The sequence below is a fragment of the Paenibacillus sp. IHBB 3054 genome, assembly GCF_051594305.1.
Classification (GTDB): Bacteria; Bacillota; Bacilli; order Paenibacillales; family Paenibacillaceae; genus Paenibacillus_AQ.
This window is the reverse complement of the sequence record NZ_JBOFBG010000036.1, coordinates 21666-42299: the sequence shown is the minus strand read 5'-3', so window position 1 is coordinate 42299 and position 20634 is coordinate 21666. Positions and strand designations below refer to the sequence as shown.

Here is a 20634-nt window from a genome sequence, read left to right as displayed (position 1 = left end):
ATACCGCATCACCCCAATTGCATCAATTAACTAATACGCTGCAAGGAGCAACATTGACGGGAAGGTATTGAAACACTACAATTAGCACGAGTAGCCGTTGGAATAATTTAGGATTTCATTTCTTCCATCGGATAAATAAGAAACCCATTAGGCGGGCTAACAGGAGGTGAAGCAAACAATGAAAAGGTCGGTTAACCTGTTTAAAGTTTTGCTTGTGATGATCATTGTCTACTTGCTGATTAGTCTTGTCGCAGGTGTAATCGGAATGAATTTCAACAAATTATAATGAGTCTGTTCTGCAGATAGGAGGAAGTCAATGAAAGGCGAACATTTAAAATATTTAGGCGGCGGTATAATTGTTCTTGGATTGATTGCTTCGATTCCTGTAGCCATGAACATGGGTACATTATCTGCCGGTATCTATCTGTTCATCTGGTCCTGCCTGATTGGTGTGTTTTTTATCGGTTTCGGGGAGCTGCTGTATTCGGTGCAACGGATTGAGCTTAAGATCGCCGGAGAACGTCCTCACTATGATCCATTGACAGGTCAATATGTTGACAAGACGGATAGAAAGTAAAACTGCGCTTAGACGGGCCTTTTAGATTAAAGGTACGCAAGAACATATATAGTGAGTAATAGGTTTTAAAACAACCCTGCCGGTGAACTCCGTCAGGGTTGTTCATCATTCCCCTTAACTCTCACGGAGAACGGCGCGATACTCGCTCGGCGGCATGCCGGTGTATTTGCGGAACTGCTTGGAGAAGTAGAGGGCATCGTTGAATCCGACGGATGAGGCCACCTGATCGATGGTCAGTGTCCCCCCTAGCAGCTCCCTGGCTTTGTCCATCCGCATCTTCAGCAGATATTGCTTGGGAGACAAGCCGGTCTTCTGTTTGAATGCCTTGGACAGATGCACCCGGTGATAGCCCAACGTCGCAGCCATGTGGTCGATGCTGATCTGCTGATGAAACTGCAGCGAGATCCAACGGATCGCCTGGTCGATCTGGCGGTCTATGACCTCGGGCATTTCTTTGGGGCGGGCAGGCAGGACACTGAGGTTGGCCAGCCCGAACTGGTGGAGCAGCAGCCGGGTCCAGCCGGAGGCCTCCAGACTTTCCAGCCGGGGATAAGGGGATTGCTGGAAGGCCAAGCGAATATGTTCGTACAGGCTGTGCAGCTCGCGGGTGTTCCCGGAATGCAGCAACGGACGTTCCTTGGTAATCCCGGCATCGGAGAGCAGTGCCGTTACAGCTTCCCCCTGTAAGGCTACCCATACGTAGTGCCAGGGGCTGTCTTTGTCAGCCTGGTAACTGAATAGGGACCCCGGATAAATAACAAATGTGTCTCCGGTCCGGCAGTGCCGCGAGACATTCCCGCTTTGAAAGAAGCCCTCACCATCCAGCACGGTATGGATCAAAAAGTAATCATGCACGGAGGGGCCGATCTTGTGTCCGGGTACGGGTCTGCCTTCACCACTGAATAATACGGCCATGTCCTGCTCTTCTGGTACGAGATTAAAGCTGGCAGTGAAGTACAAATGTTCGAGATTCATTGAAGGGCCTCCCATACATGAATGACTGAGTTATATTGATATTGCATTTAATCTCAGGCTACTACATCACGAATCCAAATGCAACAAAGATCCATATCTCACTTGTATTTCTCCATACTCATTTCCGGCGTTCTATTTTATAGTGAATATAGCAAAAAAACAGCGGATAATGACTGCCATTACTGCAATCATCTGCCCTATTCATCCTTGCATAAACTCCTTATTTGCTTAAGGCAGGCATTCTTACCGCAACCAACGGGAGGCGTATTATTCATGTCTAAAATTACATTTATCGGTGCAGGAAGCACTGTTTTTGCCAAAAACGTTCTGGGTGACTGCATAGCGACAGCGGCGCTGCAGGGTTTCGAGCTTGCCTTGTTCGACATTGATCATCAGCGGCTAAAGGACTCAGAGAACATGCTTAACTCCATTAAGAATAGCAGCGGCAGCACATGCAGGATTAACGCTTACTCCGACCGCAAAGAAGCGCTGCGCGGCGCCAAGTATGTCATTAACGCGATTCAAGTCGGAGGTTACGATCCCTGCACCATAACCGATTTTGAAATTCCGAAGAAATACGGTTTGCGGCAGACGATTGCGGATACGGTGGGCATCGGCGGCATTTTCCGCAATCTGCGCACCATCCCGGTGATGCTGGATTTTGCTGCGGATGTACGCGAGGTCTGCCCGGATGCGCTGTTCCTGAACTATACCAATCCAATGGCTGTTCTGACGAATGTAATGAACACGTATGGCGGTGTGCAGACAGTTGGATTGTGCCATAGTGTGCAGCAATGCATTCCCGGATTATTTGACCACCTCGGAATGGATCAGACGGGAGTGCAGGCGAAGATCGCCGGAATCAACCATATGGCTTGGCTGCTGGAGGTCACGAAGGACGGGAAGGATCTTTATCCGGAGATTAAGCGCCGTGCGGCAGAGAAACAGCTGGAGCGTCACACAGATATGGTACGTTATGAAATGATGCTGAAGTTCGGCTACTACATTACAGAATCGTCTGAGCATAACGCGGAGTACCATCCTTATTTTATAAAAAGGAACTACCCTGAGCTGATCGAACGCTTCCAGATTCCGCTTGACGAATATCCGCGCCGCTGTGTGGAGCAGATTGGCCGCTGGCAGCAGCTGCGTGAGGAACTCGTCGGCAACCACGAGCTTCAGCATGAACGCTCACATGAATATGCTTCTTATATTCTGGAAGCGATCGAGACGAATGTCCCGTTCAAGATCGGCGGCAACGTGATGAATACAGGGCTGATTACCAACTTGCCACGGGAAGCCTGTGTCGAAGTTCCGTGTCTCGTGGACAGTAGCGGGGTTACACCTACCTTTGTGGGGGATCTGCCTCCGCAATGCGCCGCACTGAACCGCACGAACATAGGAACACAGCTGCTGACCATCGAAGCGGCAATCACCGGCAAAAGAGAGCATATCTATCATGCAGCCCTGTTAGACCCGCATACGGCGGCAGAGCTGTCGATGGATGATATTGTGAACATGTGTGATGAATTGATAGCTGCCCACGGCGACTGGCTGCCACAGTATCAATAGCATATAAGTATGACTAACAGAGCCCGGGAAACCGGGCTTTTTGTCTGTCTAAATAGGGAGCCTGCTGAGGCTAATGGACGATGATTTTCCCGGAGTGTCCAAACCGGAAGCAGCAGTACGAATACTTATATATAGATATTCATTTACGGAACCGCTCCGGAGGTGAGATTCGGTGTTCGTAGAGAAAAGTATGCTTGCGCCAGGTACGTCTTATGCAACTCCCTATTATGTCGTTATCGGTCCACGTCCCGGCCCTGTCTTTATGGTGGTATCCGGAATACACGGGAATGAACCGGCCAGCATCCGTGCAGCGCAAAATCTGGCTGGAATGTTCACCCGCAGAGAGCTGATCCTCCTAAAAGGCAGACTTATTATAGTCCCTCTGGTGAATAAAAAGGCTTACCGTAAGAAGATCAGAGGCAAGCCGGATTTAAACCGGACCTTTCCTTACCGTGGTAAATCGAAGGCCAGCCATTCGCTGGCAGGAGCCTTATTTCAGCTGGCGCAGCACCATAGCCCTTCGTGGTATCTGGATCTGCATGAAGCAAACGGACTTTCACAAAAAAATCCCAAACGGGTTGGCCAGACTTTGATTATTAGTCCAGGAAGCCGTACAGCTAGAGTGGCCAAGCAAATCGTAAAACGAATGAACCGGTCCATAACTCAGTCCTCCTATCATTTCAATATCCGGCGGCGTGAGCGAAACGGAACCTCGCGGAAGGCGGTTCAGGAAATTCTCGGTACGAAAGCGGTCACCGTTGAGACCTGCTGGAGTCTGGACTTCTCTTTACGGGTGCAGTATCAGCTGGACATCGTGTGCCATTTCTTAAGAACAACCGGATTTATTGGTTGAAGATGATGAGAAGAGACTGTTCACTTCAGGCTGAACCCGCAAGCAAATGAGGGTTCAGCCTGTTTTGCATCCTATAAAAGGATATTATTGACATGCCTATATATATTGTATATATTACATATATACACTAACTACATTGTTACAAAAGGATGATGGTGCAGCAACATGAACATTTTGATTTCGAGTACCTCGGGTGAGCCGATATACGCCCAGATTGTGGGGCAGATCCGCCAACTGATTCTACAGGGTGAATTGGTATCCGGGACACCGCTGCCGTCTATCCGCCTGCTGGCCAAAGAGCTGCAGATCAGTGTCATCACGACGAAGCGGGCATACGAGGAACTGGAGAGAGAAGGGCTGATCAATTCCATTGTCGGTAAGGGTTCCTTTGTGTCCGGGGCTGATCAGGAATTTATCAAGGAGCAGCGGCTGCGGATTATGGAGCTTAAGCTGAAGGATGTCATTGATGAGAGCAGGGCGCTTGGACTCCAATACGCCGAGATTGTGGACATGCTGAAACTGCTATATGAGGAGGAGAAGGGATGAGTAACTGTATAGAGCTGAGTCACCTGCACAAGCGTTATGACCGTTTTGCGCTGCAGGACATTTCACTGGCGATGAAGGAAGGGTATATTACCGGTCTGATCGGCCCGAACGGAGCAGGCAAAACAACGCTGATTAAAATGATCATGGGCATGGTTCATCCGGATCAGGGAGAGATCACTCTATTCGGACTTGATAACCAGGAGCATCAACCGGCCATCAAGAGCAGAATCGGATATGTGTCGGATGAGAATATTTACTACGAGCAGCTCACCGTCAAGCAGATGAAGAAGATTATTGCTCCTTTCTACAGCCGCTGGGATGAGAATACATACTTGAAATACCAGGAGCTGTTCAAGCTTCCGCCAGGCAAGAAGATTAAGGATTTGTCTAAGGGGATGAAGATTAAATTCTCGCTGGCGATTGCCTTGTCACATGGAGCCGATTTACTCATTATGGATGAACCTACATCGGGTCTAGATCCTGTGTTCCGCAGAGAAATGCTGGATCTGCTCACTGAACATATTCAGGATGAGAAGAAGTCGATTCTGTTCTCCACGCATAACACAACAGATCTCGACCGGATTGCGGATTATATCATCTTTATCAATGACGGGAAGATGGTCTTTAATGAAATGAAGGAAGCGCTGACGGAAAAATATCTGCTGGTCAAAGGCGGCAAGGAGCTGCTTGACCGCGATGTCCGCCGCTTGTTCCTTGGGATTCGGGAAAGTGCGCTTGGCTTCGAGGGACTGATCGGGAACCGGGCAGAGGGGGAGCGCTACTTCAAGGACAATGCAATTTGCGAGACGCCAACGCTGGAGGAAATCATGTATTTTACTGTAAAAGGAAGTGATGTGCATGTATAACTCGCTGCATCTGATCCGTAAAGACTTCATGTTGTTGCAAAAATTCCTGCTGCTGCTTGTTCCATACTACATCATTATGGGCTACACCAACTTTGACAACTACACCATGTTCGCCTTGTTTCCGGCCATGCTGATTCTAATCAATTCATGTACAGTGGATGTGCAGCAGAACAATCAGAAATTCCTGATTAGTCTTCCTATGCCGAGGCAGCAGATTGTAATGGCCAAATATTTGGTGCTGCTTCCTTCTTGCCTGCTCAGTTTAGCTTGTACCTTGCTGCTGTATGGTGTTGCTTTCTTTGCCGGTCGGGCAACAGAGCCCATTGCCTGGAGAGAGCTTGCCCTGTGCATTGCTAGCTTCCCATTGCTAGCCGCAGTGTACCTGCCGCTGCACTACTGGCTGGGCCAAAAAGGGACTCAGGTGGTCAATTTTATTTTTATCATGTTAATTATGCTTAATTTCGCCGCTTTGACCAAGCTCCTGGCATGGTTACCTGATCTGGCGAACTGGGTTAGCACGGGCAAGACCGAGAGCATTCTGATCCCGGTTATCAGCGGTCTGGCCTATATTATCATCCTATTTGGCTCTTATCTGATTTCGTTGCGTATCTTCACGAGTAAGGATATATAGGATTATCTATACTATCAAAGAAACGGCTGCGCCATTCCTTTTAGGAGGGCGCAGCCGTTTCTGATTCAAGGGGGTACAGCATTCCTTATTTCCCCCGCTCCATATCATCAATATAATTTTTGGCATCCTTCAGGGATAAGTTCCGCGCTTCACGCAGTACTTTTATGGCTTGGATTTTCTTGCCTTCGGCCAGCAGCAGGCGCAGCCTGTTCTCCAAATCCGGCATTAAATCCATATTCTGCACAAATTGCGGCGTCGGGGCAGCAATCCCCGTCTTGATAAAACCTCCATCCATCGCTGACCGGCTGTCGATCCGTTCCAGCTGTGCCTGCAATTCGTTGACTCGCTTATTGAGACTGATTACCCTGAGCATGAGCAGCATCGTTAGTATCAGTGCCGCGAGTGAGATCCAATCCGTATTTTCCAAAGATATAGCCTCCCTATTATAAATGGTGTGGTGTATTCTCTACATTTCAATACCCGTCATGCTCAGTCGTGAACAATCAGCCAGTGATTGTTGTTGCCCGAGAATGAAGAATATCATATCCCTCCGCTGAGGAACATGATATTTTTGGAAAAAGTTTTTAGTGAAGCATAAGGGGGCTTTGATATGATTACTCCACAAACGCTTGATGAATATTATGTAAGGATCGGCAGGCTGAAGCAACGTTATTTGTCGGAGCGGTTTGAACAGGATCTCCCTGTATTCAGCTCACATACGGAAGCGGTTGAGTGGTTCAAGGCACTTTTTCCAGGCAGCTTCATCTTCGTTGAAGAGATGGAAGCTGCTAATTCCGAGAGCAACTATTTATATGATATTATCCATGACAGAGAAATCTGGGAACGCAGAGAGAAGGACTTAAGAGAAAAAGGTCAAGCTAATGGACTGGGCATGCTGCTCTGCGCGCAAAGAGTAGATATTTACAAAGACGGTGCAGTACATTTGGCGGTTTAGCGGTGTTTATTCCATGATTTTTAATTAAGTAGTCATACGGGGTCATATGAATTGTTTTCTTGAAAGTACGTTTGCACTCCGAAACACTTAAATGTGCTACATCAGAAATTTCTTGCAGCGTTCTATTAGTGGAGTAGATATCAAGATTTTTCCATTCAACATCTCCCTTGATTACTAGAGACACATTGGATGATCAATCGTTAGTTTATTTTCTTTGAACAGCAGTGCAAAAGTGGCCTCCCGGGAGGCCACTTTGCTATGTGACTAATCAATTAGATACTGGGCAACGTATTGTTCTGCTCAATGTAATCCCTTAATCCGTACAGATTTCTCCGCCGTTTTGGGGAGGGACATCCGACGGGGTGAGCACGATGCTCCCATCGGCCAGTTCCAGCTTCACCTTATTGGCGTCCTTGGCGCCGAACGACTCCAGGTAAGCCGCCGGAACCTGCAGCCGTCCCGCTTTATCAAGGATGGCATACTCCACATGGGAGTTCTGCCCGGCTGCAGCGGTTGCTTCCATACCGCGTTCCAGTTCTTCAAGCTCTTCTGTGTAAGAAACGCGGCGGAGCATTTCCGAGGAGGTTTTGCCGTCACGGATGGAGACTACACGGCCGACCTTGCGGGCCAGCATCAGGTCATGGGTCACAATGACGATCGTGATGCCCTACTTCCGGTTCAACTCCCGGAAAAGATCTAGAATCTGCTCCGACATCCGGGAATCGAGCTCGTCGGCCAGCTCGTCGGCCAGCAACAGCTTGGGGTTATTGGCCAGCGCAATCGCGATGGCCACCCGCTGCTGCTCGCCGCCGGAGAGCTGATTCAGCTTATTGCCTTTTCGGGACGTGAGGCCGACAGCCTCCAGCAGCTCAGAAGCCCGTTCACGGCTGCGGCGGCCGCTAAGCAGAAGCGGCAACTCCACATTTTCCTGAGCTGTCAGATAAGGGATCAGATTGCGTGCGTTGTTCTGCCACACAAAGCCGATGCTTTCCCGCTTATAACGGACCAGCTCGCGGTCGCTCATCTTCAGCATGTTTTTGCCGTCCACACTAAGGCTGCCTGCGGAGGGACGGTCCAGCCCGCCCAGCATATTGAGCAGGGTGGATTTGCCACTGCCGCTGTTGCCGATGATCGCCATCAGCTCTCCGGCCTCCACCTGCAGAACGAGGCCCTGCAGCGCAAATACTTCCAGATCGGCTGCCTTGTAGATTTTGACCAAAATGCCGATCAACTGCCGTAGTGAAAGGCCCATCGCCCGCATAATGCCATTCTGCAGTGTTCTGCCTTTCAACGAAAGAATCCAGTACAGCAAAAATCCGGCAAACGTAACAAGGATCGAGATCAGGAAGCCAAGTGTCAGAATGCCGTTTAGCGCCATGAGGAAGGGATCGTTTTTGGAGCGGACCAGCTCCTCTCTGGTGCTGACTATATGGGTAAGATTAAGCTTCGCAGATTCAATCCCTTGATATAACTCCGCAGTCGGAGTATCCGGATTCAGCTTCAGCCAGACCTCGTAAGGCTCTAGAGCAAGATTGCTGTTTCAACGGTGATGCTTATTATCATATCTATTTCGAAGGAAATATGAGATTTTTTGATGACAGAGGTAGATGAAAGAGGTGGCGCTTTGTTCAAGATCATGATTGTTGAAGATGATACCCGGATCCGGACGTTACTTACGGATATCCTGCGTAAATATGGTTATGAAGTAGTGGCAGTTGAAGATTTTCTGCACGTAGAGGCTCTGTTTGAGCAGGAGGCACCGCAGCTGGTGCTGCTCGACCTAAATCTCCCGTACTACGACGGGTTTTATTATTGCCGTGTCTTCAGAAGGAAAACAACTGTACCGATCCTGATCATATCCGCCAGAGATGAAGAAGCCAGCCAGGTGCTCTGTATGGAGCTCGGTGCGGATGATTATATCGTAAAGCCGCTGAATGTTCAGGTGCTGCTGGCCAAGATCATGGCAATTCTGCGCAGAGGGTATGGAGAGTATGCGAATAAGCCGGAAGCGGTGCAAGCTGCACTGCCCTTTCTTTTGGATGACCGCAATTTCAGTATTTCCCGGAGTGGTAAAGTGGAGGAGCTGAGCAAGAACGAATACAAGCTGCTGAAGAAGCTGCTGGAGAAACGGGATACGATTGTTACCCGCGAAGAACTGCTGGAGGAGCTGTGGGATGATGTTCACTTTGTGGTGGACAACACTTTGACCGTCAACGTAACAAGGGTCAAGAACAAGCTGCTCAGCCTCGGGTTTCAGGATGTGATCAAGGTGAAGCGAGGGGTGGGCTACATCTTTGATTCCTCTTCGATGGGAGGCTCGTCTGATGAACGTTAGATTGTTCAAGGATTTTATGCGGGATCATCTAGGGATTACTTTGTTCTACTTTATCAGCCACCTCCTGGTGAGCCTTTACTGCAAGCATTACATTAGCGGAAGCATCCAGCTTATGTATATGTTCAGCATTTATCTGTATCTCTATCTCGTATTTATGATCTTCCGGTTTATTAAATACAGCTCAACCCGCAAAGAAATCATGATGCTGACCGAGAATGTTGATATTGAAGATAAAAGCTACTCCTGCGAGCAGTTGGCCATTATCACATTAATCCAGCGCATTCATCATACCTATCAGGAACAACTCCACGAGGTGCAGACGCAGGCAGCGAACACGCATGCCTTTCTATCCCAATGGATACATAATATGAAGACGCCCTTGTCAGTCATAGATTTGATCCTGCAGAATCATAAGCTGAACGGAACCGGTGAAGAGGTAGCCCTAAAGCACATTGAAGAAGAAAAAGAACGTATGTTCTCTATGCTCAATCAGATGCTGAAGTTCTTCCGGCTGGAGCAGTTTACCCGTGATTATAACCCGGAGAATATCAATCTGCTAGAGTCGCTGAGAAGTATCATTAACAGCAAGCGCAATCAATACATCTACAACAACGTATATCCTGTGGTGGAATGCCCGTACGAGAATATAAGAGTCACGACAGACAGCAAATGGAACAGTGCCATGCTGGAGCAGATTATTTCTAACAGCATTAAATATTCGGATGCCAAGGAAAGGTCCAAGCCAATTGTTTTCCATATTGAACAGGCTGGTGCGCTTACGGTGCTTTCCATCCGTGATGAAGGCATCGGTATAGACAAGATGGATCTGCAGCGGGTCTTTCAGCCGTTCTTCACCGGTAAAAATGGGCGGTCACAGCATCAGGCGACTGGCATCGGCCTATACGTCTGCTCTGAAATTGCCAGGAAGCTGGGACATCCGCTGGAGATTGAGTCAAAGGTAGGGCGGGGTACTGAGGTGAGGATTACCTACCTTTCAAAAATGAAAGATAACGTAACGCAAATGAATGGATAACCCTTATGCGCTTCAATACAATGGAGGTAACAACTGAGATGAATGGCAGAGTCTATTCCGGTCAAGGGGGGAACGCAGCATGAGTGTATTGGAGGTAAGAAGCGTTAGGAAAGTGTATGGTGTTCAAAATGGGGAGAATGCTACAGTCGCGCTGGATTCCGTCAGTTTTAATATGGAAGCGGGGGAATTTATCGGCATTATGGGGCCTTCCGGCAGCGGCAAGACGACACTGCTGAATATACTCAGTGGAATTGGCAAACCAAGCCACGGAGAGGTATATATCGGCGGAAAGAACATCACTGCTTTCGATAAAAATGAAATGGCGCTGTTTCGCCGCAATCATCTCGGCTTTGTGTTTCAGGAATTCAATTTAATGGACAGTCTGACCTTGAAGGAAAATGTCATGCTGCCGATGATCCTCGACAAACAGGATAAGGCGCATATGGAGGCAAAAAGCGAAGAAATTATGCGGCTGTTCGACATTGACGGCATTGCCGGGAAGTATCCGTACAACATCTCCGGAGGCCAGCAGCAGCGGGTTGCGGTCAGCCGGGCGCTCGTCAATGATCCGGACATTATTTTCGCCGATGAGCCTACAGGCAATCTCGATTCCAAGTCTTCGAACGCTGTCATGAAATGTATGGAGACCATGAACCGGGAACGCAGCAGCACCATTCTGATGGTTACCCATGATGCCTTCGCCGCGAGCTTCTGCCAAAAGATTATCTTCATCAAGGATGGAGCTATCTGCATGGAGATTGTCAGCAATGGTGTCCGCAAAGAGTTCTTTGATCAGATTCTTGATTGCCTGGCAATTATCGGAGGGGAACGAAATGACGTTTAAAGATATCGCGATCAAAAATTTTAAACGGAACTTCAGGAATTTCTTCTCTTATTTCATCTGCAGCGCTTTTGCGATTACGATTTTTTTCCTGTATGCAGCGCTATTCTTTAACGAAAGCATCCGTAAGGAGTCCGCAGATGATTTGATCTGGATTGTGTTTCTAATGAGCCTGGCCGCGCTGACGTTGTTCTCGGTATTTTTCATCCATTACGCTCATTCCTCATTCATCAAGGCCAGGAGCAAGGAGTTTGCCATCCTCATGTCACTAGGTATGCATAAGAACGATCTGAAGAAAATCACCGCACTGGAAAATCTGATGATCAACCTGTTCTCACTGTTACTAGGCATTATTACCGGCACGATCTTCTCCAGACTGTTTCAGAATTCGGCGATTGACCTGCTTGAACTGAAAGGGGTTGCGTATTCCCTGAGCCCGGCAAGCTTTATTACAACTGTAGGGGTCTTTACCTGCATATTCGCCGTGTCGCAGACACTGTCGAGTGTGAAGCTCAGCCGGCTGGAGCTTTCTGACCTGATGAAGAATTCTCGCATGCTTGATAATTCCATGAACCGTAATGCCGTTAAGCTCGGAATCGCAGGAGTCCTGCTGGTTCTTTTGTCCACAATATTTCTCGTCATTGTTGCCAATCAGGAGAATCTCAATTCGAACCCTTTCCTAATTCTTGCTTATATCCTTATGTGTTTTACAGGGATATACATGGTGATCGCGCATTTGGGAAATACACTGATCGGCCTCTTAAAGAACAAAAGCTTTTATTACCATCATATTCTGCCTATCACGGAGATTCATCATAAATTCAACCAGAACAAACGGATCATGTTCATTCTCAGCATTCTCAGCGGCATGAGCATCTTTCTGGTAGCGTCGCCCTTTTCACTGCTTCAGCTGTCGGGAAGTATCGCCGAGAGGAATCCCTACGATATTGAGTTTGTGTCGGTAGGCGGTATTCACGCTATAGGGAACGAACAGCTGCAAGAGCTGCTGAAGGGGTCTTCGGAACCGTTCAAGACGATGGAGACGACCACCTTTTTAAGTCTCGCTATGAACCGGGAGGGCAGCAAATACGATGTTCTGCATAGCAAGCCGGTGATCTCGCAACAAATGTATAATCTGTTGACTGGGGAAAGCGTAGAAGTTCCAGTTGGGGAAGCTGTAAACATTATTACGGCCTGGGAGCCCGGGATGCATGGTGTAGAGCCAGGAACAGCGTTAGTGCTGAGTGACGGCAGTCAAGCGTTCAGCTATACAGTGAAGGCTTCCTATCATGGCGGCTGGTTCGCTACAGCAAGTACGTATCCGTCCAGCTCGGGGATTATCGTCAATGACCAAGATTACAAAGAAATGCTGTCTAAGGTCGGTTCTGGAGCAATCGGCACACATTACGGAGTGGATTTTGCTTCGTGGAGAGGAACAGAGAAGGTTCTGCAGCAGCTTAAGCATACACTGGATGCAGGAGACCCGGATGGAAGCGGGACACTGTTCCCTGTCGCTTCGAAGCTGGATGCTTACAAAGAATTGAAAAAGAACTATTCGCTATTTGTGTTCGTAACCTCGCTGATCGGCATTCTGTTCTTTACGGCCGGCGGGATGGTGCTGTATTTCAAGCAATACACGGAGATGGGCAATGCTATAGTCTTTTTTAGAAAGTTGTATAAAATCGGAATCAGCGAAAAGGAGGTTAGAAGTGTTGTATCTGCCGAACTGCTGATTACTTTCTTTGTACCGCTGGTGCTTGGCAGTATCTTCGGATACTCATTTATCTATCTGATTACGCATGTGATGAGCGGATCGGATATTTTACCGGAGTTTATGAAGAATACAACACTTGTAGTGGCAGTTTACTTTGTCTTTCAGCTCAGCTTCTATACCATGACCAAGAGAAAGTACAGCCAGGAGGTTGTGCGCAAGCTGAGCAGTGCAGCATGAGGGTGAGGCGGATGAACGAACAAAGGTAATAAAGGATAGGGGTAAACAGATTTCAAACGAAAAAAGACCCGGGAGCGGAGGATAGTCCGTCAACCTGGGTCTTTGGTGTGCAATGCAGCTTGCTGTAAATGCAGAATCGCGCCCTATAATTATTTATTTGGCGTAGTATCCGCCGTCGATTGGCAGCTCAACGCCTGTGATATAGGAGGAATCATCCGAAGCCAGGAACAGGACGCCTTTGGCGATGTCCTCAGCTGTGCCCAGGCGCATAAGCGGAGTCTGTGCGAAGAACCACTGCTTCATTTTTTCATCCTTGAGCAGATCCTCGGTCATTGGAGTTTCGATATAGCCTGGATGTATGGAGTTGGCGCGGATGTTATGCTTGGCATAATCTACAGCAGTGGCCTTGGTCAGCATACGTACGGCACCTTTACTGGCAGTGTATGGACCTGCGCCGCTTCCGCCGGTCAACCCGGCGATCGAAGAGATGTTGACAATCGAGCCGCCGCCGGCTGCGATCATGTGCGGAATGACTGCTTTTTGTCCGAGGAAAATACTGGTTACATTGATGCTCATCGTTCTCTCCCAGCGTTCCACGGTTTGTTCCATAAATGGAGTCGGATCAGAAACACCGGCGTTGTTGACGAGAATGTCGATGTGGCCGTATGCCTTCAAGGTCTCATCAACGACCCGTGCCCAATCCTCTTCGGAGACAACGTTTTGCTTTATTCCAATGGCTTCGCCGCCGTTTTCCCGGATCTCTTGGACAACCTCCTGCAGCTTCTCTTCCTGTAAGTCAGTAATTACAACTTTAGCGCCTTCTTTGGCGAACAGCAGGGCGTCTGCTTTACCCATCCCGCCGGCTGCTCCAGTAATTACCGCTACTTTATGATCTAATCTTCCCATGTGTTATTCCTCCTGTGACTGTGTATTGGTTATGTTCATATTCAGCTCTAAATGATCGATCATTTTCTGATAAGAATGGATGAGAAGGTCCAGCTCTGTGCCGGAAAATTCACTCCATAATCCGTCTGTCAGCTGTTTGTACCGTTCCAGCATCCGTTGTTCGACTTTACGCCCTTGGTCTGTAATCTTCAAGTGCACCTGGCGCCTGTCAGTTTCAGATACCACACGTTCAATATATCCCTTCTGAACGAGCTTACTGCTTAAATTGGTGATGGCGGAGAGCGTTACACCCAGCACATTGGCAAAATAGGAGCTGGTCTGCATGTCATACTTCGCCAGGGTCTGCAAAATAAAATATTGGGGCGCCGTTAAATTGTTGTCCAGTAATTTGGTGTAGCTCGCTACCAGTGTCAACATATGGCGGCTGATTAAATAAGATAGCTGATCCTGCTTGTCCAGTAGTCATCACCTCAAAAATATACTTTAAAGATTTTAATAGTTAATATGGTTTAACTATTTAAATGTAAACCTTTTTAGAACGTCAGTCAACTGAACTGGAGCATGGGAGGGGATGGTAAAATTTAGCTTGAGTGATGCACTCATTGACTACTACAGATAACATGCCAAAAAGACCGCATAATTTATGCGGTCCCTTTATTGAAAGATAAGAATTTATATGTTTTGGGGGAAGCGAAGCTTACCCCTTATTTAAATTTTTGCTAAAATAGAGAAATGGACTCGAATATTCTGAAGCAGATTTTTTTCGATAAACATCAGCACTGGGACGCTTTTGTAGAAAAGCATAAAGAACACATTCGGCCCAATGTGATCAAAGAAGTGCAGAAGTTCCAGAGTTGTGGAGATCCACGCCATGGATTCAAGATTCTGGTGTGCGAAGGCTGCCACGACATCCGGAGAGTTCCGTACCGCTGTAAGGGACGTTTCTGCACGACATGCTCTTGTGGAGAAACAGAAGAATGGAGCCGGTTGCTTCTGGAGGATGTGTTTCAAGTCAATCATCGGCATGTCGTCTTTACGATCGATGAGGGACTGTGGAGCGTATTTTTGCTGCATCGAAAAATGCTGAAAGAATTTATGGACGAGGCCGTACGAATCATTCAAGAACATTTCAAAAAAAAACATAAGGTGACCCCGGGAATCATTGCAGGGCTGCACACCTTTGGTTCGCGTCTGAATTTTAATCCTCATGTGCATATGCTGGTGACCATGGGGGGGGATGAAGGAAAGTGGAGAATGGAAGACGTATGATTACGTCCCCTTTGAAATGCTGAGGAAACAATGGCAAACGGTGGTGCTGAAGCTGATCCGAAAAAGCTTGAACGCCGAAGAAAAGAAACAGGTGCAGTCGAGACTACAGCAAGCCTATTCCGCGAATGGAGAAGGCTTTTATGTGCATGCTCCGAAGCAAAAAGGAAACGTCAAAAATCAGTTGGGCTACATTGGACGGTATATCAAGCGACCTGCGATTGCGCTCAAGCGAATTCAGTCTTACGACGGAGAGCACGTCGTCTTTAGCTATTACGATAAAAAAAGCGGGGAAGAAAAGACAGAGCAAGTGACGGTAGAGGAATTCATCGCGAGAGTGATCCGACATATACCAGATGAACATTTTAAAACGATCCGGTACTATGGGGTGTATTCCCGGAAGCTGAAGAAAATCAGCAAAAAGCTCGTGACCCGCTGGCAAAAAGAGGCCCGGAAGTGGATTGTGCGTGCGCAAAGACAGCTCAAGCGAAGAAAATGGAGAGAACGAATCCAAAAAGGAAGCGGAACAGATCCGATGGTCTGTCCCAAGTGTGAATGCTATTATGAGTTTAAGGGAGAAGTCTGTCTAAACGAAGGAAAACTGACGATAAGATATGCAGCTTGTGAGCGAACACGAGGTTGTTTAGAAAGGATGATTGAAGATCTCACCCGTATCGAAGAAACGAAAGCCCGTGAAAAAGAAGAAAAGAGAGCCCGGAGGCATGGGAGGCGGTCTACCGAACAAAGAGGTAGTCAACTATGTCTGTTTGGAGTGTGAGCAAACGGAGGAAATCCCGCAAAAGGTCGTGCGCGATTTTGATCGAATGGACGGAGGAGATCCGATGACTCCGCCCCAATTTAGCTGTGAGCACTGTGGCGGAGAAATGTATCCGGAGTATTACAAGGGAGTCCATGGATACGAGTACCAAATGATAGAAGGTACACCGAATGTGAAAAGGACCTGAAGCAGAGCTTCAGGTTTTTCTTTATAAAGAGCTTATCTCCATTTGAGCTGAGGTATGAGTATGCAGAGCGGAGAGGAATTGAAGCTTACAGGTACATTTTCAAGAGAGCGGGGAGTTTTTTTATCTTGATACCACTTACATGTATTGGTATTAAAATAGGTGTGAGGGAAACAGAAAAATTGCACCTCCTGGGGTTTCTTGATATACTTTTCACATGTGAATTTGATTGGGGGTTTTACTGATGGCAAAGCAGAATTGCTCATTAGCTAGGAAGTCCTCATGCAAAGCCTAATCTGGGGCGATACTTTGCGTGGGGGCGGTAGGATGGATACGATCGCCCAACCTTGACTTTATCGTTTCTAATAATAGGCTTTGCCCCTTATGTTTTTATATAAAAAATAAGGGGCTGAAGAGCTATGAATACACCATTTATTAGAAACCATCAATATAACGTCATTAAGAAACAAACGGATTTTCTGCAGAAAACGCTGCGAACCGTCGCGGATCGAAACGTCTTGAAGACTGTAAGATATCGTGCAGCTGCGAATATTATTGAAGCCATTCCTAATCTTACAAATTATCAGCAGCAAATGCTGGAACAAATAACGACCTTCGAAAGTGCATATGATTTCCAGAGATTTCTGAGCGCATTAGAACCCTATCTGGAGCCATTTCCACCAATTACGTTGAAGCAGATTCAGAAACTATTCCCTAAGAATAAGAAGCTGAAGGTGCCTGACTTAGGATCTATCGACTTCCGATATGTAACGTATCTGAGTTGGGTAGACATAGCTACGAACAAATTATTCATTGTCTATCCGTTTGAAGGACAGTTCATTGGTATCGAGGGAAGAATCACGCCCACTAACAAGAAAGGGTACTGCTTGTTCTGTAATCGTCATCAAGAGCTTGCATTCCTCACGGTTAAGACCAAGCCAGCGAACGCTTCGCCGGATAATATTTCTTCTATTGGCCAGTACGTATGTCTGGAGAGCGATGCTTGTAATCAGAGCATTACCGATATAGGATCATTGGAGAAGTTCATTTTTTCGGTTCGGAAATAACATTAACTACGACAGGCTGCCATAGAGGCAGCCTGTTTTACTTTATTCCGTGTATAAGAGTGCTTATTAGATCGCGTAAATTGAATGTTGAAAGGCGATTCAGACTGAGCGAGGAACGCCGAAGTGATCAGGAAACTATTTGAAATACATATTCGGTAGAGCTAGTTTAGGGGTTCACAAATTTGCCAATAGCACTGCTGAGAATGAGAAGGTTTTGTTGTTGAAATCAAGAATATAGTCTCAATACTAAATTATGAGAATTGAGTTGATGAGCATGAGTGACAAGATGGTAGCTGTCTTAAGAAGACAGTTTGAACCGACGTTAGAAATGTTGAAGCAACTTATCGAAGTATGTCCTGATGATTTTTGGATGGATGCCAAGCAAAAATACTGGAAGCAGATATTTCATGCTACAACCAGTATGAAATTTTGGTTTAGGCAGCAGAAGGAGGAAGAATTCAAAATACCTGACTTCGGCAAGGATATAACAGAAGCCCTAGATAAGGAGTGCTCTGACTACCCTACTAAAGAGGAAATGACGGAGTATGTTGAGGAGATATTGAGTCTGGCCCGTAGGTTTTTGGATGAACTTACTGATGACAGATTATTGGAACCATGTGTACTATTCGAAGAAATAACTAAAACTGATGTAATCCTAATGCAGATCCGACATGTTCAACATCATATAGGTTATTGCAACAATATACTGAATTCGAACCACCTAGAAGCAGTAAAGTGGCTATGATAACGTGAGTGATAGAAATCAGCTTCTTTACAATGAGGAGTGTTATTCAATATGGTTTATGAATTTGATAGTGAGATAAAGATGCTGGAAGGTAAAATGAAATGGAAAGTAGTTTATTTCCCATATTCAGTAAGGGAAGTATTCGATACTAATGGTAAAGTATCTGTTCAAATCTCCGTTGACGGGCACGAGTTTGACCATACGTTGTTGCCGTCAAAAAATGGGCATTATTTTGTTTATAATGAATTTATTCGAAGAGCAGTACATAAAGAGCTCGGTGACAAACTCCATGTAGTTCTTAAAAAATGTGAGGAGAACCGTAATATTGTTTTGCCTGATTACATTTCAAAAAGCCTTGAAGATCACCACATACTGAATACATTCCTAACTCAGCCTGATTACATTAAGCGAGAGCAGATAAATTATATTGAAATAGCTAAAAAGGAAGAAACAAAGAATAACCGGGTAATAGCTTTAATTAATAAACTTCAAGATAAATAAATCCTGTAGTATGAAAATTACATAAAAGTCCCGCAATCTATGAAAGAAAGTTGATTGCGGGACTTTTGATCCGGAGAAATTCATTAGATAATTCAGACGATTCGAGTTACATAACCAAGTACAGTCTAATTACAGAATATCGTATTGAATGAACACATTAAATAAATGAAAAGTATCATGCAGGTAAAAGAAATTAAATATTCTAAAAAAATGATAAAGAGTAGTAAAATATCATTTATAATACCAAAAGCATAATAAGCCGGATCAGATGCAAAAATGGCTGAATTAGGCTGGTCCGATTTATTTACTTGATACTTATTCACAAAACCCGTATTTTGTACATATGTATGTGGGTTGATATATACTCTCCCTTTTAGGACAACACAAACAACTGTCGGTGGACAAGAACATAGTCCCTTGTAGGACAAGAACTTGGTCCCATTGCCGATCTCCCCTTTCTAATGTAATGCAAAAAAAATAACAACCGTAAATAATCGGTTGTTTACAGTCGTTTAAAGTGTTTTTTACTGCATTTTGATTGGCGTTTAGTCATGTTTTTTTACAAATGAATCTACGTAATCCTTTAAGGCATTGTTTTCTGGCCAATTCAATGCGATTCGCATTGGTGTATACGATCTCATTTTTGAAATTGCTCTTTTTTTCTTTAAGGTCGTATATGGACACTTATACCTATTATGTTGATTAAAATCAGCAATATTCTGGTTCTTATATAAAACATCTATTTTTATTTTTTCTTTTGATTCTATTATCTTGAAAGCAATTTTAAATTCTGATTTTGTTAATTCAAGTATTTCTAGCCATCTAATCTTAGTTTGTTGTTCTAATATTAACTCTGAGTATTTTAAGCAGTTGCAAAAAAATAGTATAGCAAACCTAGAAACCCATTGATCGTGAATCCACAACAAAATATTACTATTTATCCCCTTCTCTTTGCTCTGTTTAACAATGGTTTGAAGTAGCTTCTTAACTTCACTTTGAATTGCACTAGTCATCATTTCAAAGCCTGAGTTTCCTCCATGTAAAGTTGTACCATTACTTCTTGTGTTTATACTATAAAAATGATCTTTCTTTAAAAGATACTTTCTCCAGTTCACATACCCATATGCTAAAGGGCATATAGTAGGAAACTCTTTATTATCTTCTCTGAGAAGATGCGCAAATTGCTCGATACATTTTCGATGTTCCGTTAAATATTTTTTGATCAAATAACGATTTGCAGTATAATATATCTTTACATTCCGGCTATATAAATCTCTTGTAAAGTTGTTTGAATAACAGTATTCATTGAATTCATTTAAAGTAATTAGATCACTTGAAGTTTTTTCAAAATATCGTGTAGCAGAAGGTAGCGAGGCTTGAGTTAATAAGTCTATATGACACATCTCTGGTATGAAATGAAAGCTATATTGTCTTGGCTCTGTTTCTTCCGATAGCCATTCTATTGTAGATTTGTTAGTGACTTTGAGTCTGATGTTCCAGGAACTCCACATCGTATTATTAAAATCCGCTAATTTATTGCCACATTTACATGTAAAGGGCGTATCCAATGATTTATTGGAGTAAGTGAATGGAAGTTCATTTTCACAACCTGGGCATTTATCAAAAAGATCACAATTGTGATAAGGACAGTGACTTAACAGTATAAATTGATGCAACCAGCTGTGGTATCCATATGAAAGACACTCTTTGCACCATCTTAAGTGTTTAAAAAACCAATACTGTTTAGGAAAGTTAGTATTGATTAGAGGCTTAGTTATCGCATCAATCGTTTTTTTTGTGAAATCAACGAGATTATAGTCAAACATTACATTTAGCATTTCTTCGGAAAATCCACTCAATTCAAAAAGTTCTCTCCGCTTCTCACCAATTAAATTATTTTTAATTGATTTTACTTCATTATTTCCAAGATATTTCATAAGGTGATTTCGTTCTATTCGATTTGTCAGTGAAAATTTTCCAAATATTGACCAGGGAGTTTCATATTCATGAATCCATTCATTTCTCCAAATTGCTTGCATTGTAGTACCTCCA

Annotated in this window: 19 protein-coding genes and 3 pseudogenes; 15 read left to right on the top strand and 7 right to left on the bottom strand. The window is 45.3% G+C overall.

The window, feature by feature from the left end; translation table 11 throughout:
* Positions 1–316 precede the first annotated feature (316 nt).
* The gene (locus tag ACQ76X_RS27530) at positions 317–577 is read left to right on the top strand and encodes a hypothetical protein (RefSeq protein ID WP_438496980.1); all 261 of its coding nucleotides are present in this window, start codon (positions 317–319) and stop codon (positions 575–577) included.
* A 114-nt stretch (positions 578–691) separates the two neighbouring features.
* Here ACQ76X_RS27530 and ACQ76X_RS27525 read toward each other — a convergent pair whose 3' ends face one another.
* Entirely contained in the window at positions 692–1552 is an 861-nt protein-coding gene (locus ACQ76X_RS27525) for a helix-turn-helix domain-containing protein (RefSeq protein ID WP_438496979.1), read from the bottom strand.
* 273 nt (positions 1553–1825) lie between these two features.
* On the opposite strand from ACQ76X_RS27525, the gene ACQ76X_RS27520 reads away from it, so the two are divergent.
* From ACQ76X_RS27520 to ACQ76X_RS27500, 5 genes are all read left to right on the top strand, one after another.
* Entirely contained in the window at positions 1826–3124 is a 1299-nt protein-coding gene (locus ACQ76X_RS27520) for an alpha-glucosidase/alpha-galactosidase (protein WP_438496977.1), read from the top strand.
* A gap of 172 nt (positions 3125–3296) precedes the next feature.
* The gene (locus tag ACQ76X_RS27515) at positions 3297–3977 is read left to right on the top strand and encodes a succinylglutamate desuccinylase/aspartoacylase family protein (protein ID WP_438496976.1); all 681 of its coding nucleotides are present in this window, start codon (positions 3297–3299) and stop codon (positions 3975–3977) included.
* Between the two features lie 165 nt (positions 3978–4142).
* Positions 4143–4523, top strand: coding sequence for a GntR family transcriptional regulator (locus ACQ76X_RS27510; RefSeq protein ID WP_438496975.1), 381 nt, complete (start codon positions 4143–4145; stop codon positions 4521–4523).
* Positions 4520–5389, top strand: coding sequence for an ABC transporter ATP-binding protein (locus ACQ76X_RS27505; RefSeq protein WP_438496974.1), 870 nt, complete (start codon positions 4520–4522; stop codon positions 5387–5389). The genes ACQ76X_RS27510 and ACQ76X_RS27505 overlap by 4 nt, the downstream gene beginning before the upstream one ends.
* On the top strand, positions 5382–6020 hold the full coding sequence (locus ACQ76X_RS27500) for an ABC-2 transporter permease (protein WP_438496973.1): 639 nt from the start codon (positions 5382–5384) through the stop codon (positions 6018–6020). The genes ACQ76X_RS27505 and ACQ76X_RS27500 overlap by 8 nt, the downstream gene beginning before the upstream one ends.
* A gap of 85 nt (positions 6021–6105) precedes the next feature.
* Here ACQ76X_RS27500 and ACQ76X_RS27495 read toward each other — a convergent pair whose 3' ends face one another.
* On the bottom strand, positions 6106–6447 hold the full coding sequence (locus tag ACQ76X_RS27495; protein WP_438496972.1) for a ribosomal protein L7/L12: 342 nt from the start codon (positions 6445–6447) through the stop codon (positions 6106–6108).
* Between the two features lie 183 nt (positions 6448–6630).
* Between ACQ76X_RS27495 and ACQ76X_RS27490 the strand changes: the two genes are divergently transcribed.
* Positions 6631–6975: a hypothetical protein gene (locus ACQ76X_RS27490; RefSeq protein WP_438496971.1), complete on the top strand. Its 345-nt coding sequence runs from the start codon at positions 6631–6633 to the stop codon at positions 6973–6975.
* A gap of 19 nt (positions 6976–6994) precedes the next feature.
* Here the strand turns inward: ACQ76X_RS27490 and ACQ76X_RS27485 are convergent.
* Both ACQ76X_RS27485 and ACQ76X_RS27480 read right to left on the bottom strand, forming a co-directional pair.
* A pseudogene (locus ACQ76X_RS27485) lies at positions 6995–7111 on the bottom strand (AraC family transcriptional regulator); the annotation flags it as partial.
* Between the two features lie 177 nt (positions 7112–7288).
* Positions 7289–8227 (bottom strand): annotated as a pseudogene (locus tag ACQ76X_RS27480) (ABC transporter ATP-binding protein).
* A gap of 342 nt (positions 8228–8569) precedes the next feature.
* On the opposite strand from ACQ76X_RS27480, the gene ACQ76X_RS27475 reads away from it, so the two are divergent.
* From ACQ76X_RS27475 to ACQ76X_RS27460, 4 genes are all read left to right on the top strand, one after another.
* Positions 8570–9310 carry a response regulator transcription factor gene (locus tag ACQ76X_RS27475; protein WP_438496970.1) on the top strand — a complete coding sequence of 247 codons (741 nt, stop codon included), beginning with the start codon at positions 8570–8572 and terminating at the stop codon, positions 9308–9310.
* On the top strand, positions 9300–10343 hold the full coding sequence (locus ACQ76X_RS27470) for a sensor histidine kinase (protein WP_438496969.1): 1044 nt from the start codon (positions 9300–9302) through the stop codon (positions 10341–10343). The genes ACQ76X_RS27475 and ACQ76X_RS27470 overlap by 11 nt, the downstream gene beginning before the upstream one ends.
* Positions 10344–10422: 79 nt before the next feature.
* A complete protein-coding gene (locus ACQ76X_RS27465) occupies positions 10423–11187 on the top strand; it encodes an ABC transporter ATP-binding protein (protein ID WP_438496968.1) in 765 nt (254 codons plus the stop codon).
* On the top strand, positions 11177–13135 hold the full coding sequence (locus ACQ76X_RS27460) for an FtsX-like permease family protein (protein WP_438496967.1): 1959 nt from the start codon (positions 11177–11179) through the stop codon (positions 13133–13135). Before ACQ76X_RS27465 ends, ACQ76X_RS27460 begins: the two co-directional genes overlap by 11 nt.
* A gap of 153 nt (positions 13136–13288) precedes the next feature.
* Here ACQ76X_RS27460 and ACQ76X_RS27455 read toward each other — a convergent pair whose 3' ends face one another.
* Entirely contained in the window at positions 13289–14041 is a 753-nt protein-coding gene (locus ACQ76X_RS27455) for an SDR family NAD(P)-dependent oxidoreductase (RefSeq protein WP_438496966.1), read from the bottom strand.
* Between the two features lie 3 nt (positions 14042–14044).
* Positions 14045–14458, bottom strand: a complete 414-nt coding sequence (locus ACQ76X_RS27450; protein ID WP_438496965.1) for a MarR family winged helix-turn-helix transcriptional regulator — start codon at positions 14456–14458, stop codon at positions 14045–14047.
* Between the two features lie 315 nt (positions 14459–14773).
* Here ACQ76X_RS27450 and ACQ76X_RS27445 point away from each other — a divergent pair.
* The 4 genes and pseudogenes from ACQ76X_RS27445 to ACQ76X_RS27430 all read left to right on the top strand — a co-directional run bounded on the left by ACQ76X_RS27445 (position 14774) and on the right by ACQ76X_RS27430 (position 18582).
* Positions 14774–16085: pseudogene (locus ACQ76X_RS27445) on the top strand (IS91 family transposase).
* A 603-nt stretch (positions 16086–16688) separates the two neighbouring features.
* Entirely contained in the window at positions 16689–17336 is a 648-nt protein-coding gene (locus ACQ76X_RS27440; protein ID WP_438496964.1) for a FusB/FusC family EF-G-binding protein, read from the top strand.
* A gap of 274 nt (positions 17337–17610) precedes the next feature.
* A complete protein-coding gene (locus ACQ76X_RS27435) occupies positions 17611–18081 on the top strand; it encodes a DinB family protein (RefSeq protein ID WP_438496962.1) in 471 nt (156 codons plus the stop codon).
* A gap of 51 nt (positions 18082–18132) precedes the next feature.
* On the top strand, positions 18133–18582 hold the full coding sequence (locus ACQ76X_RS27430; RefSeq protein WP_438496961.1) for a DUF1905 domain-containing protein: 450 nt from the start codon (positions 18133–18135) through the stop codon (positions 18580–18582).
* A gap of 545 nt (positions 18583–19127) precedes the next feature.
* On the opposite strand, the gene ACQ76X_RS27425 is transcribed toward ACQ76X_RS27430, so the two are convergent.
* Positions 19128–20621, bottom strand: coding sequence for a TniQ family protein (locus ACQ76X_RS27425; RefSeq protein ID WP_438496960.1), 1494 nt, complete (start codon positions 20619–20621; stop codon positions 19128–19130).
* Positions 20622–20634: the final 13 nt, after the last annotated feature.